This is a genomic window from Streptococcus sp. cx1, assembly GCF_052384325.1.
Classification (GTDB): domain Bacteria; phylum Bacillota; class Bacilli; order Lactobacillales; family Streptococcaceae; genus Streptococcus; species Streptococcus salivarius_G.
On record NZ_JBQSUN010000002.1, the window covers coordinates 81,650 to 97,047 of the forward strand.

The 15,398-nt window shown below is 40.9% G+C and carries 14 protein-coding genes; 12 read left to right on the forward strand and 2 right to left on the reverse strand.

The window, feature by feature from the left end; all coding sequences use genetic code 11:
* Position 1: 1 nt before the first annotated feature.
* The 5 genes from dhaL (at position 2) to ACT170_RS04085 (ending at position 3,844) form a co-directional block, all read left to right on the forward strand.
* Positions 2 to 577 (forward strand): dihydroxyacetone kinase subunit DhaL, encoded by a 576-nt coding sequence (gene dhaL, locus ACT170_RS04065; RefSeq protein ID WP_444818074.1) that lies wholly within the window; start codon positions 2 to 4, stop codon positions 575 to 577.
* A 3-nt stretch (positions 578 to 580) separates the two neighbouring features.
* Positions 581 to 955 carry a dihydroxyacetone kinase phosphoryl donor subunit DhaM gene (dhaM, locus tag ACT170_RS04070; protein ID WP_002885319.1) on the forward strand — a complete coding sequence of 125 codons (375 nt, stop codon included), beginning with the start codon at positions 581 to 583 and terminating at the stop codon, positions 953 to 955.
* Positions 956 to 969: 14 nt separating this feature from the next.
* On the forward strand, positions 970 to 1,953 hold the full coding sequence (locus ACT170_RS04075) for a Gfo/Idh/MocA family protein (protein ID WP_410532233.1): 984 nt from the start codon (positions 970 to 972) through the stop codon (positions 1,951 to 1,953).
* Positions 1,954 to 2,105: 152 nt separating this feature from the next.
* Entirely contained in the window at positions 2,106 to 3,197 is a 1,092-nt protein-coding gene (locus tag ACT170_RS04080; protein WP_289092599.1) for a glycerol dehydrogenase, read from the forward strand.
* A 302-nt stretch (positions 3,198 to 3,499) separates the two neighbouring features.
* Entirely contained in the window at positions 3,500 to 3,844 is a 345-nt protein-coding gene (locus ACT170_RS04085) for a hypothetical protein (protein ID WP_410532232.1), read from the forward strand.
* 221 nt (positions 3,845 to 4,065) lie between these two features.
* Here the strand turns inward: ACT170_RS04085 and ACT170_RS04090 are convergent, their stop codons facing one another.
* Positions 4,066 to 5,550, reverse strand: a complete 1,485-nt coding sequence (locus ACT170_RS04090; RefSeq protein ID WP_021146096.1) for a DUF1846 domain-containing protein — start codon at positions 5,548 to 5,550, stop codon at positions 4,066 to 4,068.
* A 306-nt stretch (positions 5,551 to 5,856) separates the two neighbouring features.
* Between ACT170_RS04090 and ACT170_RS04095 the strand changes: the two genes are divergently transcribed.
* The 6 genes from ACT170_RS04095 to dexB all read left to right on the forward strand — a co-directional run bounded on the left by ACT170_RS04095 (position 5,857) and on the right by dexB (position 13,021).
* Positions 5,857 to 7,116, forward strand: coding sequence for an ABC transporter permease (locus ACT170_RS04095; RefSeq protein WP_444818075.1), 1,260 nt, complete (start codon positions 5,857 to 5,859; stop codon positions 7,114 to 7,116).
* Between the two features lie 15 nt (positions 7,117 to 7,131).
* Positions 7,132 to 7,764, forward strand: a complete 633-nt coding sequence (locus ACT170_RS04100; protein WP_444818076.1) for an ABC transporter ATP-binding protein — start codon at positions 7,132 to 7,134, stop codon at positions 7,762 to 7,764.
* Positions 7,765 to 7,777: 13 nt separating this feature from the next.
* Complete coding sequence (locus ACT170_RS04105; protein WP_444818077.1) at positions 7,778 to 9,154, forward strand: ABC transporter permease; 1,377 nt, start codon at positions 7,778 to 7,780, stop codon at positions 9,152 to 9,154.
* A 71-nt stretch (positions 9,155 to 9,225) separates the two neighbouring features.
* Positions 9,226 to 9,879, forward strand: coding sequence for a response regulator transcription factor (locus ACT170_RS04110; protein ID WP_002885374.1), 654 nt, complete (start codon positions 9,226 to 9,228; stop codon positions 9,877 to 9,879).
* Complete coding sequence (locus ACT170_RS04115; protein ID WP_444818078.1) at positions 9,876 to 11,180, forward strand: histidine kinase dimerization/phospho-acceptor domain-containing protein; 1,305 nt, start codon at positions 9,876 to 9,878, stop codon at positions 11,178 to 11,180. Before ACT170_RS04110 ends, ACT170_RS04115 begins: the two co-directional genes overlap by 4 nt.
* A gap of 230 nt (positions 11,181 to 11,410) precedes the next feature.
* Positions 11,411 to 13,021: a glucan 1,6-alpha-glucosidase DexB gene (gene dexB, locus ACT170_RS04120; protein WP_201061422.1), complete on the forward strand. Its 1,611-nt coding sequence runs from the start codon at positions 11,411 to 11,413 to the stop codon at positions 13,019 to 13,021.
* A gap of 57 nt (positions 13,022 to 13,078) precedes the next feature.
* Here dexB and ACT170_RS04125 read toward each other — a convergent pair whose 3' ends face one another.
* The gene (locus tag ACT170_RS04125; RefSeq protein ID WP_014634734.1) at positions 13,079 to 14,074 is read right to left on the reverse strand and encodes a LacI family DNA-binding transcriptional regulator; all 996 of its coding nucleotides are present in this window, start codon (positions 14,072 to 14,074) and stop codon (positions 13,079 to 13,081) included.
* A gap of 140 nt (positions 14,075 to 14,214) precedes the next feature.
* Between ACT170_RS04125 and ACT170_RS04130 the strand changes: the two genes are divergently transcribed.
* Complete coding sequence (locus ACT170_RS04130; protein WP_444818079.1) at positions 14,215 to 15,381, forward strand: galactokinase; 1,167 nt, start codon at positions 14,215 to 14,217, stop codon at positions 15,379 to 15,381.
* The last annotated feature ends 17 nt before the right edge of the window (positions 15,382 to 15,398 follow it).

Genomic DNA, 15,398 nt, shown 5'->3' on the forward strand with positions numbered 1-15,398 from the left:
TATGGATAAAACAGTTGCAGTAAAATGGATGCAATGCTTTGATCAAAGGGTTGAAGCAGAAAAAGACCACTTGTCTGAATTAGACGGTCCTATTGGAGATGGTGATCATGGTGCTAACTTGGCGCGTGGTATGGCAGCAGCCATTGAGGCTATTAACAGCACTGAACCACAAAGTGCAGCAGAAGTGTTCAAGGCGGTCTCTATGGCCTTGATTAGTAAGGTTGGTGGTGCCTCAGGTCCGCTTTATGGGTCTGCCTTTATGGGCATGATGAAGGCTGAACAAGCTGGTCAAGATTTGGCAGGAGTGCTTGAGGCAGGTCTCGAGATGATTAAAAAACGTGGTCATGCAGAGGCCGGTGAAAAGACCATGGTTGATGTTTGGCACCCAGTTGTTGAAGCTGTCAAACAAGGTCAATTAACCAATGACCTTATTGATCAAGCTGTTCTTTCAACCAAGGAAGTTGTGGCTACCAAGGGGCGTGCCTCTTATGTAGGTGAGCGTTCTATTGGTCACATTGATCCAGGCTCTTATTCGTCTGGTCTACTCTTCAAAGCCTTGCTAGAAGCGGAGGGCTAGGATATGCCAGAACTTGGAATTGTGATTGTGTCCCACTCTGCGGACATTGCTAAAGGTTTGGTGAGTCTGATTCGTGAGGTTGCCCCAGATATCCCTTTGACGGCTACAGGCGGTCTGGAAGATGGTGGCTTGGGATCTAGTTTTGACCATGTCCAAGTGGCTGTGGAAAGTCAGCCCGCCAACCGACTCTTGGCCTTTTACGACCTAGGCAGTTCCCGTATGAACTTGGAAATGCTTGAGGAATTTTCAGACAAGGAAATCCTTATTCAACAGGTACCTCTCATTGAGGGGGCCTATGCGGCTGCAGCCTTGCTTCAGGCAGGAGCGAGTGAGGTTGAAATCTTATCTCAGATTAATGAATTGACTATTCAAAAATAGAATAAAGGAAAACTATGACAAATCAAATTAAGTACAACTGGGCTAGTCTTGGAACTGGCGTTATTGCCAACGAATTGGCACAAGCCTTGGAAGCTCTTGGCGGGAAACTCTATTCCGTAGCCAATCGTACCTACGACAAGGGAGTAGCCTTCGCTGAAAAATATGGCATTGAAAAGGTTTATGAAGAGATTGACCAAGTCTTTGAAGACCCTGAAGTGGATATTATCTATATCTCAACGCCTCATAATACGCATATTAATTACCTTCGCAAGGCCCTCGCAGCTGGCAAGCACGTCCTCTGTGAAAAATCTATCACTCTAAACAGTGAGGAATTGACAGAAGCTATTCAACTCGCCGAAGAAAATCATGTCAAACTGGCAGAAGCCATGACCATTTTCCATATGCCTATTTATCGGAAACTTTCTGAAATCGTGGAAAGTGGTAAGTTGGGACCTCTTAAGGTTATCCAGATGAACTTTGGTTCTTATAAAGAATATGACATGACCAACCGCTTTTTCAATCGTAACTTGGCTGGTGGAGCTTTACTTGATATCGGTGTCTATGCCCTCTCCTTTGTACGTTGGTTCATGACATCGCAACCGACAGAGATGGTTTCACAGGTTAAATTAGCTCCAACTGGTGTTGATGAACAAGCGGGTATTCTCCTTACCAATGTAGAAGGGGAAATGGCCACTGTAACGCTTAGTCTTCATGCTAAACAACCAAAACGTGGCACCATCGCTTATGACAAGGGCTATATCGAACTTTATGAATACCCACGTGGGCAAAAGGCGGTCATCACCTATACGGAAGATGGCTCACAAGAAGTCATCGAAGCAGGAGAAACCGCTAAAGCCCTCCAGTATGAGGTCCTCGATATGGAAGCAGCTGTTGCAGGCGAGGATGATTATACCTACCTCAATTACAGCCGAGATGTCATGGAACTCATGACACAACTCCGTAAAGACTGGGGTTTGACCTACCCAGAAGAAGAGTAGGAGTTTTGAAAACAGAGTAAAAAATTAGACTTATGTACTGACTCCAAATAGATATGCTGTCAATTAAAGTGAGTTTTTAGCTCTATATTCCATAGAACTAAGGTCGTTTAATTGATTCTATATAAATACATTTATGTCAAAGGAGAAAGACTATGAGAAATTTTGCAAGTCCGTCGCGTTACATTCAAGGTGAAAACGCCTTATTTGAAAATGCAAAAACCATTTTGGAACTAGGAAGTCATCCTGTACTATTGTGTGATTCAGTAGTTTATGACATTGTGGGTAAACGTTTCGAAGAATACCTCGTTCAAAATGGACTTACAGTTGTTCCAGTCTTCTTTAATGGTGAAGCTTCGGATAATGAAATTAATCGTGTGGTAAGTTTGGCCAAAGAAAAGGGCTGTAATTTAGTCGTTGGATTAGGTGGCGGTAAGACTATTGATAGTGCTAAAGCCATCGCAGATCTTCTAAAATCTCCAGTAGTGATTGCTCCTACCATTGCCTCTACAGATGCTCCAGTTTCAGCCTTGTCTGTTATCTATACGGACGAGGGTGCCTTTGAACGCTACATCTTCTATTCTAAGAACCCAGAATTGGTTTTGGTTGATAGTAAGGTTATCTCTCAAGCGCCAAAACGCTTGCTCGCTTCTGGTATTGCAGATGGCTTAGCAACTTGGGTAGAAGCTCGAGCAGTTATGCAAGCAAATGGTAAAACCATGCTAGGCAAACACCAAACACTTGCTGGTGTTGCCATTGCTGAACGCTGTGAAGAAATTCTATTTGCGGATGGTTTACAAGCCATGGCTGCCTGTGAAGCAAAAGTGGTAACGCCTGCCCTTGAAAACATTATTGAAGCCAATACCCTTCTCAGTGGTATCGGATTTGAAAGTGGTGGCTTGGCTGCGGCTCACGCCATCCATAATGGTTTCACAGCCCTCACTGGCGATATTCACCATTTGACTCATGGTGAAAAAGTAGCTTACGGAACTCTTGTACAATTGTTCCTAGAAAATCGTCCAAAAGAAGTTTTGGATAAATACATTCGTTTCTATCAACAAATTGGCATGCCAACCACTCTTAAAGAAATGCATCTTGAAAATGCAAGTTACGAAGATCTTCTCAAGGTTGGTCAACAAGCAACAATCGAAGGAGAAACTATTCATCAAATGCCATTTGAGGTGAAAGCTTCTGATATTGCGCAAGCCATCGTTGCTGTAGATGCTTATGTTCATGGATTAGCCTAAGTAAATTTGGTCTTTTGTAGGGAAAGTGCCACCATTCCCGTATAGGAATATTATCCCCCTCAGGCACTTATCCCAACAGGATAGACAAATTCTTATAGGAAAGGGTTCAGTTCTGTATTAGATAGGACTGAGCCCTTTTTACTATTTAAAAACCAATATTTCCAAAGTCCCTCAAAGCGGTTTAAGAACTTTTGAAAACATAAAACATTTTCAAGAAATCTTGATTTAACAGTCATTTCCCTTGTGTAAGCGTTTCAAAAAGTGTATACTATAAGTAGAAAGATAGGAAAAGGAGATGGCTAGTGGCTAGTATAACAATTGAAGCGAGCAAGGTAGCTAGAAAGAGTCCTATTCGCGTAGACACTAGTCTTGTGGGGACCGTTTCTGGAGTGGAAGACGTGAGCGTTTCCCTACCATCGTCAAAAGCTCGTTTGAGTGTCGGAAAATTGGGTTACAAGTCTAACACCATTACTGTCGAGGACGGACAAACCGTTCGTGTTACTAGCAATTTTCTAAATCGTTTCATAGCGATAGCGCCATTGTTACTCTATCTTGTTGGAGGTCGTTACCTCCCACTTGTGGCAGTCCTATCTACTATAATTTTGCTTTTTAGCTTACCTTTTCTCAAGTTAGAAATCGTAGGCTGATTAGAATCGGGAGTGGCTTAGCCCTCTGTTTGATACCTTTAACTCACTTTTTCATAATAATGCTAGGCCACTCCCTTTTCATTGGGAACGGGTCGAGACGAAAGAGTGGGTTATCAAAAAGGGAACTCGATAGAGTTTCCCTTTTTTCTTTCTCCAACTAAATGCAATTCTAAAAGACCTCAGTTTTAGCAACTGAGGTCTTTGTTGTTTATAGTCATGCATTATTTACGATACAATTTGTCGTATTGATAGTAAGGGTCGAAGGTTACATTGATACCAAGCTTACGGAGAACATTTTTATCTTCATCAGTAAGGATGATAGTTGAGTGGGCTTCAGAACCCTTGAGGTTACCAAGTTCCTCCATGGCACGCGCTGCATCCGCATTGTTAGCAGCTGTGATGGCCAAGGCAATGAGGATTTCGTTTGAGTGGAGGCGAGGGTTACGGCTACCTAAATGGTCAATTTTCAGACCTTGGATAGGTTTAACCACTTCAGGCTCGATAAGTTTAGTTTCCTTATCAATACCTGCAGAAGTCTTGATAGCGTTGATCAAAGCAGCCGCAGTTGGACCAAAGAGTTCTGAATTTTTACCAGTGACAATTTGGCCATTTGGCAATTCAAGCGCAAGGGCAGAACCACCTGTTTCTTCAGCCTTAGCGCGTGCTGCAACGACCACTTGGCGATCTTCAGGAGTAATGCCAAGATCGTTCATGAGCAACTCAATCTTCTTGACAGCGGTCTCAGGAACACGTTCATTTTTGAAATCAAGTACAGTTTGATAGTAGCGACGGATGATTTCTTGTTTAGAAGCTTCTTTGGCGGCCTCATCATCCGTAATGGCAAAACCAACCATGTTAACACCCATATCCGTAGGTGAAGCGTAAGGAGACTCACCAAGGATACGCTCAAGCATACGTTTGAGGACTGGGAAAATCTCGATGTCACGGTTGTAGTTTACTGTAGTCTTGCCGTAAGTTTCCAAGTGGAATGGGTCAATCATATTGACATCATCAAGGTCTGCAGTGGCAGCTTCATAGGCCAAGTTAACTGGGTGATGAAGCGGCAAATTCCAAACTGGGAAGGTTTCAAATTTAGCATAACCTGACTTGATACCATTGATTTGGTCGTGGTACATGTTAGACATACATGTCGCCAATTTACCAGAACCAGGACCAGGAGCAGTAACGACGATAAGGTTACGGCTAGTCTTGATATAATCGTTTTTCCCCATACCCTCAGGAGAAATGATATGGTTCATATCCGTTGGATAGCCCTTGATAGGGTAGTGGATGTAAGACGTGATGCCATTTTTTTCCAATTGGTTACGGAAAGCATCGGCCGCAGGTTGACCTGAATACTGAGTGATGACAACAGAACCCACATAGATATTGAGTTCGTTAAATTTATCAATCAGACGAAGAACCTCTTGGTCGTAGGAAATGCCAAGGTCACCACGAGCCTTAGAGTGCTCGATATTGCTGGCATTAATAGCAATAACCACTTCGACCTGATCTTTGAGCTCTTGAAGGAGTTTGATTTTATTGTCAGGTTCATAACCAGGAAGGACGCGGGCAGCGTGGAAATCTTCCAACATCTTACCACCAAACTCCAAGTAGAGCTTGCCGTCAAACTGGTTAATGCGCTCCAAAATATGGTCGCGTTGCAGATTCAAATACTGTTCAGAACTAAAAGCTTGTTTCTTCATAAATAAAAATACCTCTGAGAAAAATTATATCAAATGCCGAGGGTAAATGCTATTGGCGAGAGACGATTTATGGGAGAAAAAGAGGTGAAGTCAATCATGAAACGAATTTTTTATGATAGTCCTTTAGAGTTATTATTTAATTGGAGTTCTCATCTCAGCAGTTAGATTTTTAGATAACAATCACTTTAGAATATTGAATTTCATAAAGGTTTCACATTTGTCGTCTATAATTAGGATAAGAAAAATGAAGAGTCCTCATTTATCTTTGGTGTAGCTGAGGGCCAATGTCTTAAATGGAGGTGGAAGATGGTTCTCTTACAACAGGCAGTTGCTTATATTTTCCGCAAAAAAACGCGGAATTTTATCCTTTTTCTTATTTTATTTTTGATATTATCTTGCTTGTATTTTTGTTTTTCTCTTATGCAAGTTGGTGGAGGAATGGAGGCACAAATCAGGAAGTCAAGTGGGGCAAGTTTTGATCTGGTAAGTAAAGAAAGAGGGAGTGCCTTTTCCTGGAAAGAGGGGGCAAAGATTAGTCATCTATCTGATGTGATTTCAACGATACCCCAATATGTAAGTCCGGTGCGACTTATCGATAAGAAGGTAGTTACAGGAAAACAAACGGTGGAACGTGATGATCTTGATAATGAGGCTAATCAAGCCTTGGGAGCCACTTTTACTAAGGAAACAGGCCAAAGTGTTGATTTTAGGAGTGGTGCTTTTCAACTCCGTAAGGGGAAGCACTTATCTGCTAAAAGGCAAATTATGATTCATGAATCGCTTGCTAGGAAAAATAAGCTAAGCGTCGGAGATAAGCTGACCTTGTCCAATTTCCAGATGACTGAAAGTGGAGCTAGGGAAATGACCTTTGATATCGTTGGTATTTTTTCTGGCAAGAAGGAGGAGACATTTACTGGAATGTCCTCAGATTTAAGTGAAAATCAAGTATTCCTCCATTATGAGGACGCTAGCCAACTGCTTAATTTGACTGATAAGTTAGTGACAAAATTATCCTTTGGTATTAAGAATCCAGATAGAATCGACCAAGTCATTAAACAAGTGGAACAATTGGATATCGATTGGTATCGTCTACGTTTGGACGAGGACCGTAAGGCTTTTGACTCCTTGAAGGAATCGTCTCAAGCGCTACAAGGAATCGTCAGAACGATGATGATTAGTTTAATTGTTACAGGAGCAGGGATCCTCTCATTTTTAATGGCACTATGGACGCGTGAGCGAAACCATGAGATAGGTATTCTTTTAGCAATTGGGAAGAGTAAGGGACGCATTTTTGCTCAATTTCTTATGGAGATATTATTGGTGTCCCTTATGTCTTTGCTACCTGCCCTTGCTATTGGACGGCTACTAAGTCGACTGTTTTTGCAAGAATTTATAGGACAGCAAGGACAGCAGCAGGCTCTTCAGTTATTAGATCAAATTCCTCAGGGACTACCTTTAGGCCAATCTTATCTAAGTCTTCTAGTCTTGGTAATATTATCGCTCGGTGTGACAACAGGTCTCATTTGGCGCAAAACTCCAAAAGAAATCTTATCTAATATGAGTTAAGGAGAAAGGAACACTATGTTAGAACTCAAAGATGTTACGTATAGTTATCAAAATAAAAGTGAAGCTATCCTCTCGAAGGTGAATTATCGTTTCGAGAAAGGTAAATTTTATAGTATTATTGGGCAATCTGGAGCGGGAAAATCGACCTTACTTTCCCTTTTGGCAGGTCTTGATTATCCCAAGAAGGGGCAGGTCTTGTTTAATGGAGAAAATATCAAGAAAAAAGGCTCTAGTTATCATCGTAGACACCATGTTGCGCTTGTTTTTCAAAATTACAATCTCATTGATTATCTTACACCTTTAGAAAATCTACGACTTGTTAATAAAAATGCCGATAGGAAGATACTTTCTGAATTGGGATTAGATGAAAAACAAATTAATCGAAATGTCCTGCAACTTTCAGGTGGGCAACAACAACGTGTAGCTATTGCGCGGGCTTTGGTTTCAGAGGCTCCAATTATCTTAGCAGATGAACCGACAGGAAATCTAGACGAGGAAACTGCGAAGGATATTATTGCTATCCTTAAAAGAATGGCCTTAGATCGCCAAAAATGTGTCATAGTTGTTACGCACAGTAAGGAAGTTGCTCAGGCATCTGATGTGGTTTTAGAGTTGAAGAAGAAACAACTCATAGAAAAGAAAAAATAAAGAAAGGACTCTTATGTTTCGAAACGCTTTTGCATATATTACACGAAAATGGTCAAAGTCACTATTACTGTTAATTATTATTCTTTTGATGAGTACTCTTAGTTTGTTAGGACTTGCTATGCGAAGTGCAACCCAAGAAGCTGCATCCAAGAGTCTAGGGTCAATTACCAATAGTTTTTCAATGCAGATTAATCGTAACACGAATCCTGGAACTCCTCGAGGGGCTGGAAATCTTAAGGGAGAAGATATTAAAAAGATTAGTGAGACTAAAGGGATTGTTTCGACTATAAAACGAATAAATGGTATTGGTGATTTACTAGATTATGAGATTATCGAAACAGAGCAAACGCTACAAAATCAGTCGCCAGAACGTGCTAAAAATTTTAAGTCTACCTTGATGTTGACAGGAGTCAATGACTCATCAAAAGAAGACAAATTTGTTTCAGGTGCTTATAAACTAGTTGAAGGAGAACATCTAACCGATAAGGATCATAATCAAATCTTGATGCACGAAGATTTAGCTAAAAAGAATGGTCTTAATGTAGGAGATAAAGTAAAGCTTAAATCTAATCTCTATGACGCTGATAACGAAAAAAGGGCTGATGAAACAGTAGAAGTGACTATCAAAGGTTTATTTTCTGGTCAAAATAAAGCAGCCGTTACCTATGCTCAGGAGTTATATGAAAACTCCCTCATCACTGATCTAGATACAGTAGCAAAACTCTATGGTAATACTGTAGAAACTGCCACTTATGAGGATGCCACTTTCTTTGCTAAAGGCGATCAAAATCTTGATTCCTTGATAGCAAAGATTCAAAAGTTGGACATTAACTGGACCCTCTACGATCTTGTTAAGAGCTCATCAAACTACCCTGCATTACAGGAATCTATTCTTGGGATGTATCGTGTGGCAAATCGTATGTTTATTGGAAGTCTCATTTTTACAAGTTTATTGCTAACCCTTCTGTTGATTTTATGGTTAAATGCTCGTCGTAGAGAAGTTGGTATTTTTTTGGCCTTGGGACTTAAAAAGACACAGGTTGCGGGTCAATTTTTAGTGGAATTGCTGATGATTGCCTTACCAGCCTTTCTTTTATCATATGGTTTAGCGAGTTTCTTTGCCGAAAAAGTTGGTAAAACAGTCCTTTCCAATGTTACGGAAGGTATCAATAAGCAAATGACAAAAGAATCTCTAGCTGCAAATCTCGGTGGAGGGGCTGAGGCAGAGAGCTTCAGTAAGACTCTGACTCAGATTCATATGACAGTCCAACCTAAGCAACTTTTGGTAGTCATTCTAGTCGGTGGCTTTATCTTAAGCTTAGTATCCTTGATTTCTTCTCGCTGGCTTCTTCACAAGAAACCTAAAGACCTCTTAGTTGATGTTGAATGATAAGTTTGCTGCACCTATAAAAAACGGTATAATGAAAGAAAGCGACTATATATAGATGAAAAGGATAATGTATGAAGATACTAATCGTAGAAGATGAAGTCCTGATTCGAGAAGGGATGAGCGACTATCTCATGGAATGTGGCTATGAGGTCTTTGAAGCAGGCGATGGGCAGGAGGCCCTGGATCTCTTTCACAGAGAAGCTCCGGATCTAGTCTTGCTGGATATCCAGCTTCCTATCCTCAATGGCTTGGAAGTACTGAAGGAAATCCGTAAGACCAGCTCAGTCCCAGTCCTCATGCTGACGGCCTTCCATGACGAAGAGTATAAGTTGACAGCTTTTGGAGAGTTAGCAGATGGCTATCTGGAAAAACCTTTCTCCTTGTCCCTCTTGAAAGTCCGCATCGAAGCTATTTTTAAAAAGCTTCAACCTTCACGGGTCTTCACCTATGGAGAGGCACGGGTGGATTTTGAGAGTTATACAGCCAGCCTCGCTGGGCAAGCCATTTCCATGAATGCTAAGGAGTTGGAAATCTTGGAATACTTGCTCCAGCATGAAGGCAAGGCTCGGACCCGCTCTCAGATCCTCGATGCCGTCTGGAAGGAAACCGAGGAGATTCCTTTTGACCGAGTAATTGACGTCTATATCAAGGAACTACGAAAAAAACTAGAACTGGACTGTATCGTAACGGTACGCAATGTCGGCTATAAATTGGAGAGACCATGACCAAACGGAGTATCTTTGTAAAGCTCTTTCTGATAACTTTCGCCCTCTTTAGTGGCTTAGTTATCCTGTTACACGCATCCGTCTACTTTATTTTTCCATCGACTTATATTGAGTCGCAACGTCAGACGATTTTGAAGAAATCGCAAGTCTTGGCTGAAAGTTTTCAAGGTCAAGAAGTGGGCACCATTGAGACGGTTATTGCCCTCTATTCTAAGACTAATGATATCAAGGTCTCTATCAAGGGCAAGGAAAAACAAAATGCCCTAGAGGTCAAGGATGACCTGCTTCTGAACCCTGACAGCCAGAATAATTCCCTGGTGATTGAAGAGCGAAAGATTCAGACCAAGGAAGGGAAAGACTTAACCTTGCAATTCTTAGCGACCGTCGATTCGCAAAAGGAAGCGCGGGACATCAGTCTGGGCTTTCTTCCCTATAGTCTCCTTGCTTCCTTTGTTCTGTCGCTAATTGCCTCCTATCTCTATGCCCGCATGATTTCTGCTCCGATCCTTGAGATCAAGCAGATGACCAAGCGGATGAAGCGGCTGGATCGGACAGCCAGTCTTCCTATTCACTCGCAGGATGAAATCGGTGTCCTTAAGCAACAGATCAACGACCTCTATCATCATCTTTTAGAGGTGATCGACAATCTAGAGCAGCAGAAACAGGAAAATCTGAAGTTGGAGCAGATGAAGGTGGAATTCCTACGGGGGGCTTCGCATGAGCTCAAAACGCCTCTGGCCAGCTTGAAGATTATCCTAGAAAATATGCGAGATAAAATTGGTCGCTACAAGGATCGGGACCGCTATCTGGCGGTCTCCCTCGATATCGTCGATGAGATGAACCAGATTGTCCTAGAGATCCTGTCTTTATCTTCTGTTCAAGAATTAGGTGGTGATAAGGAGTGGATTCAGTTAGATGATGTGGTAAATCGCATACTTACTCAAAATCAAGTGTTGGTTGAGAATCGCTCCCTATTAATTGACAATTATCTTCCGGCAACTAGTATTTTCATGAATTTACCTATTTTGAAATTGGTTCTCTCAAATATCATCAGTAATGCAGTCAAGCATTCTGATAAGGGTGGAGTGATTCGAATAGATTTAGAAAATGAAGGAACTGATTTTGTCATTGAAAATACGAGTGTATCTAAAGAAAATATTTCAACTAAAGCTCAGTCTAAGAAAGAAGGAGGATTAGGCCTTTTTGTGGTCAAATACCTTTTAGAGCATGAGGAACTTAGCTATAGATTTGAAGAAAGTTCTACGGGGAGGCGCTTTGTTATGGTCTTGCCCAAAAAGTAAAAAGCGACGGTTAAGGTATTAACTGTCATTTTTTGTATTGTTAAAATAAGCAAAGGCTAACCTTACATTTCAACTCTATTATTTTTCAATATTACCAAAAGTTTATGGAGTCCGGAGTATAGGTCATTGAAATGTTTTAAACAACAAAAGAAAACGCTTGCATAACTTCTAGAAAAACGTAAAATAGAACTATCAGACTCACGATAATAATAACTACGAGGAGTAGAATCATGCAAAAATACTGGTGGCACAAGGCTACAATTTATCAAATTTACCCCAAGTCGTTCATGGATTCCAACGGTGATGGCATCGGTGACCTCAAGGGGATTACAAGTAAACTAGATTATCTTCAAAAACTCGGAATTACAGCTCTTTGGCTTTCTCCTGTTTATGATAGCCCAATGGACGACAATGGTTATGATATTGCTAACTATGAGGCTATTGCGGATATTTTTGGGGATATGAGTGACATGGATGAGCTTTTGGCGGAAGCCAAGAAGCGTGATATTCAAATTGTTATGGACTTGGTGGTTAACCATACGTCTGATGAGCATGCATGGTTCATCGAAGCGCGTGAAAATCCAGAAAGTCTTGAACGAGATTTCTACATCTGGCGAGACAAACCTAATGAGTTAGTATCTATCTTTAGTGGCTCTGCTTGGGAATATGATGAGACCTCAGGTCAATATTATCTGCATTTCTTTAGTAAGAAACAGCCAGACCTCAATTGGGAAAATCCACAGTTGCGCCAGAAAGTTTATGACATGATGAATTTCTGGATTGATAAGGGAATCGGTGGTTTCCGCATGGATGTGATTGATATGATTGGTAAGATCCCAGATCAACTGATTGATACAAACGGTCCAAAACTTCACGATTATATCAAGGAGATGAGCCAGGCAAGCTTTGGAAAGCACGACCTTCTAACCGTTGGTGAAACCTGGGGAGCAACACCTGAAATTGCTAAACAGTATTCAAATCCTGATAATCAAGAACTTTCTATGGTTTTCCAGTTTGAACATATTGGACTTCAGCATAAGCCAGATAGTCCTAAATGGGAGTATGAGAAGGAGTTGGATGTTTCAGCACTTAAGACTATTTTTAATAAATGGCAAACCGAGTTAGAGTTGGGACAAGGGTGGAACTCACTTTTTTGGAATAATCATGATCTGCCTCGTATTCTCTCAATGTGGGGAGATACTGGTGTCTATCGTGAGAAGTCAGCTAAGGCCTTGGCTATCCTCCTTCATCTGATGAGAGGAACACCTTACATTTATCAAGGTGAAGAAATCGGCATGACCAATTATCCTTTTAGAACTTTGGAAGAATTGAATGACATTGAATCTCTCAACTATGCCAAAGAAGCTCTCGAAAAAGGGGCATCGATAGAAGTTATCATGGACCAAATCCGTCAGGTGGGTCGTGACAATGCTCGAACACCAATGCAATGGGATACGTCTAAAAATGCTGGCTTTAGCTCAGCAGAACAAACATGGCTAGCTGTTAATCCTAACTATAAAGATATCAATGTTGCCTCAGCCCTTGCTAATCCAGATTCGATTTTCTATACCTATCAGAAACTGGTTGAGCTTCGCAAAACACAGGATTGGTTGATTGATGCTGACTTTGAACTCTTGGAAACTGCCGATAAGGTCTTTGCCTATATCCGTAAGACTCAGGATAGCAGCTATCTAATTGCAGTTAATCTATCAGACCAAGAACAAGACTTTGATTATGATTTTGAAGTCGCAGAAGTCGTCATCGCAAATACCGAATTAGAGCCAATTACAGACCAAGGCAAACTCCAAGCCTGGGATGCTATTTGTGTGAAAGTGAAATAAAAAGAAAAGTGGTTGTCAACTAACTGTTGGCGACCACATTTTTCTATTAAATAGTTGTTATTTCGTACTTTCTCTCAGAGTCAGTTTAGTGCCTAACATAGTAAGTGTCGGGATTTCTCTTGGAGCCAAGACTTGTTTATTAAGGACATCCATGGCCGTTCGTCCCATTTCTTCGGTATAAACAGTAACACTAGAAAGTGGCGGATAAACTTGTTTGGCTAGACTGGTGTCATTAAAGGAGATAATCTGGATATCTTCTGGGACATTAATGCCATTTTCCTGAAGGGCTCTAAGAGCACCGATAGCCAGACTGTCACTAGCTGCAAAGTAGGCATCTGGTAGGGGTGTACCACTTGCTATTTTAGAGGCTAAAAGGTCATAGCCAGATCGAACTGTAAAATTACCTGAAAGAATCAAAAGAGGGTCATAGATGCTCTTTTCAATACAGTAGTTACGATAAGAACGTAAACGAGGCTCCGGAACGATTTCAGTTGAATCCGTTGTTTTTTCTTGCCCTGTTAAAAGACCGATGCTCTTACACCCTTGCTCAGTGAGATAACTTAGTGCCGTTTGAACAGCATTTTCAAAGTCAGTTGTCACACAAGGATGTCCCTGAAGTAGGGTATCACTATCTACAAAGACCAGTGATCTACCCAATGATTCCAATTCAGTAATCTGTTCACGACTAAACTTTCCGATACAAAGTATACCTATGACTTCTTCAGCGAGACTAAAAGGAATGTCATTGAAATAACGAAGCATCTCGTAGTCTAGCTCATGGGCTCTTGTTTCAATTCCAAGCCGAATGTTGTAGTAGTAGAGATCGTCTAACTCATCTTCCTCACTTACCCATTGGATAATTGCCACTTGATGTTTTTCTTTTTTCAAGGTTCCGATTTTCTTATGTTTGGTATATCCGATTTCATCTGCCGCAGTTAAAATACGGTGCCTGGTTTCTTCAGTAACGGAGAGGTTTTCATCTTGGTTGAGAACACGTGAAACAGTTGCGATTGATACATCAGCCAATTTTGCGATATCTTTTAATGTAGCCATATTGTTCTCCTTTCATCCAAAGTATATCATAAATTCTAAAATTTTACCTATTTTTTACTAAAAAAACAGTAAAAATATTGATTTTCCTTGTGAAAGGGGTTACACTGTTAGTGTAAAAAAGAATAAGCGAGGTACATCCTATGAAGACATCACAGTTAAGAGAAAAGTTTAAAGAAGTTTTTGGTGTAGAAGCAGAACATACTTTCTTTTCTCCAGGTCGTATTAATTTGATTGGTGAGCATACGGACTACAACGGTGGTCATGTATTTCCAGCAGCCATTACCCTAGGTACTTACGGAGCGGCCCGCAAACGTGATGACAAAGTTTTGCGTTTCTTCTCAGGTAACTTTGAGGATAAAGGCATCATCGAAGTACCACTTGAAAATCTTCGTTTTGAAAAAGAACACAACTGGACAAACTATCCAAAAGGTGTTCTTCATTTCTTGCAAGAGGCTGGTCATACGATTGATTCAGGTATGGATATTTACATCTATGGTAACATTCCAAATGGATCAGGCTTGTCATCATCATCATCTTTGGAATTGTTGATTGGTGTTATTGCTGAAAAACTTTATGACCTTAAATTGGAACGCCTTGACTTGGTTAAAATCGGTAAGCAAACTGAAAATGACTTTATCGGCGTTAACTCTGGTATCATGGACCAATTCGCTATTGGTATGGGAGCTGATCAACGTGCGATTTACTTGGATACAAATACTTTAGAGTATGACTTGGTACCACTTGACCTTAAAGACAATGTTGTTGTTATCATGAACACTAACAAACGTCGTGAATTGGCTGATTCTAAATACAATGAACGTCGTGCTGAATGTGAAGCAGTTGTATCTGAACTTCAAGAAAAACTTGATATCCAAACACTTGGTGAATTGGACCTTTGGACATTTGATGCATACAGCTACTTGATTAAAGATGAAAACCGTATCAAACGTGCCCGTCATGCGGTTCTTGAAAATCAACGTACACTTCAAGCTCGTAAAGCACTTGAATCAGGTGATTTGGAAGGATTTGGTCGTCTTATGAATGCTTCTCACGTGTCATTGGAACATGATTACGAAGTTACAGGTCTTGAGCTTGATACTTTGGCACACACAGCATGGGAACAAGAAGGTGTTCTTGGAGCTCGTATGACAGGAGCGGGATTTGGTGGATGTGCCATCGCGTTAGTAAACAAAGATAAAGTTGAAGATTTCAAAAAAGCAGTTGGTCAACGTTATGAAGAAGTCGTTGGTTATGCACCAAGCTTCTATATTGCTGAAGTAGCTGGCGGTTCACGAGTACTTGATTAATGAGAAAGAAGTAGAGA

What these genes read in the sequence shown, in the direction of transcription:
- dhaL (WP_444818074.1), top strand. Translation starts at nt 2, where the DNA reads ATGGATAAAACAGTTGCAGTAAAATGGATGCAATGCTTTGATCAAAGG.
- dhaM (WP_002885319.1), top strand. Translation starts at nt 581, where the DNA reads ATGCCAGAACTTGGAATTGTGATTGTGTCCCACTCTGCGGACATTGCT.
- ACT170_RS04075 (WP_410532233.1), top strand. Translation starts at nt 970, where the DNA reads ATGACAAATCAAATTAAGTACAACTGGGCTAGTCTTGGAACTGGCGTT.
- ACT170_RS04080 (WP_289092599.1), top strand. Translation starts at nt 2,106, where the DNA reads ATGAGAAATTTTGCAAGTCCGTCGCGTTACATTCAAGGTGAAAACGCC.
- ACT170_RS04090 (WP_021146096.1), bottom strand. Translation starts at nt 5,550, where the DNA reads ATGAAGAAACAAGCTTTTAGTTCTGAACAGTATTTGAATCTGCAACGC.
- ACT170_RS04095 (WP_444818075.1), top strand. Translation starts at nt 5,857, where the DNA reads ATGGTTCTCTTACAACAGGCAGTTGCTTATATTTTCCGCAAAAAAACG.
- ACT170_RS04100 (WP_444818076.1), top strand. Translation starts at nt 7,132, where the DNA reads ATGTTAGAACTCAAAGATGTTACGTATAGTTATCAAAATAAAAGTGAA.
- ACT170_RS04105 (WP_444818077.1), top strand. Translation starts at nt 7,778, where the DNA reads ATGTTTCGAAACGCTTTTGCATATATTACACGAAAATGGTCAAAGTCA.
- ACT170_RS04110 (WP_002885374.1), top strand. Translation starts at nt 9,226, where the DNA reads ATGAAGATACTAATCGTAGAAGATGAAGTCCTGATTCGAGAAGGGATG.
- ACT170_RS04115 (WP_444818078.1), top strand. Translation starts at nt 9,876, where the DNA reads ATGACCAAACGGAGTATCTTTGTAAAGCTCTTTCTGATAACTTTCGCC.
- dexB (WP_201061422.1), top strand. Translation starts at nt 11,411, where the DNA reads ATGCAAAAATACTGGTGGCACAAGGCTACAATTTATCAAATTTACCCC.
- ACT170_RS04125 (WP_014634734.1), bottom strand. Translation starts at nt 14,074, where the DNA reads ATGGCTACATTAAAAGATATCGCAAAATTGGCTGATGTATCAATCGCA.
- ACT170_RS04130 (WP_444818079.1), top strand. Translation starts at nt 14,215, where the DNA reads ATGAAGACATCACAGTTAAGAGAAAAGTTTAAAGAAGTTTTTGGTGTA.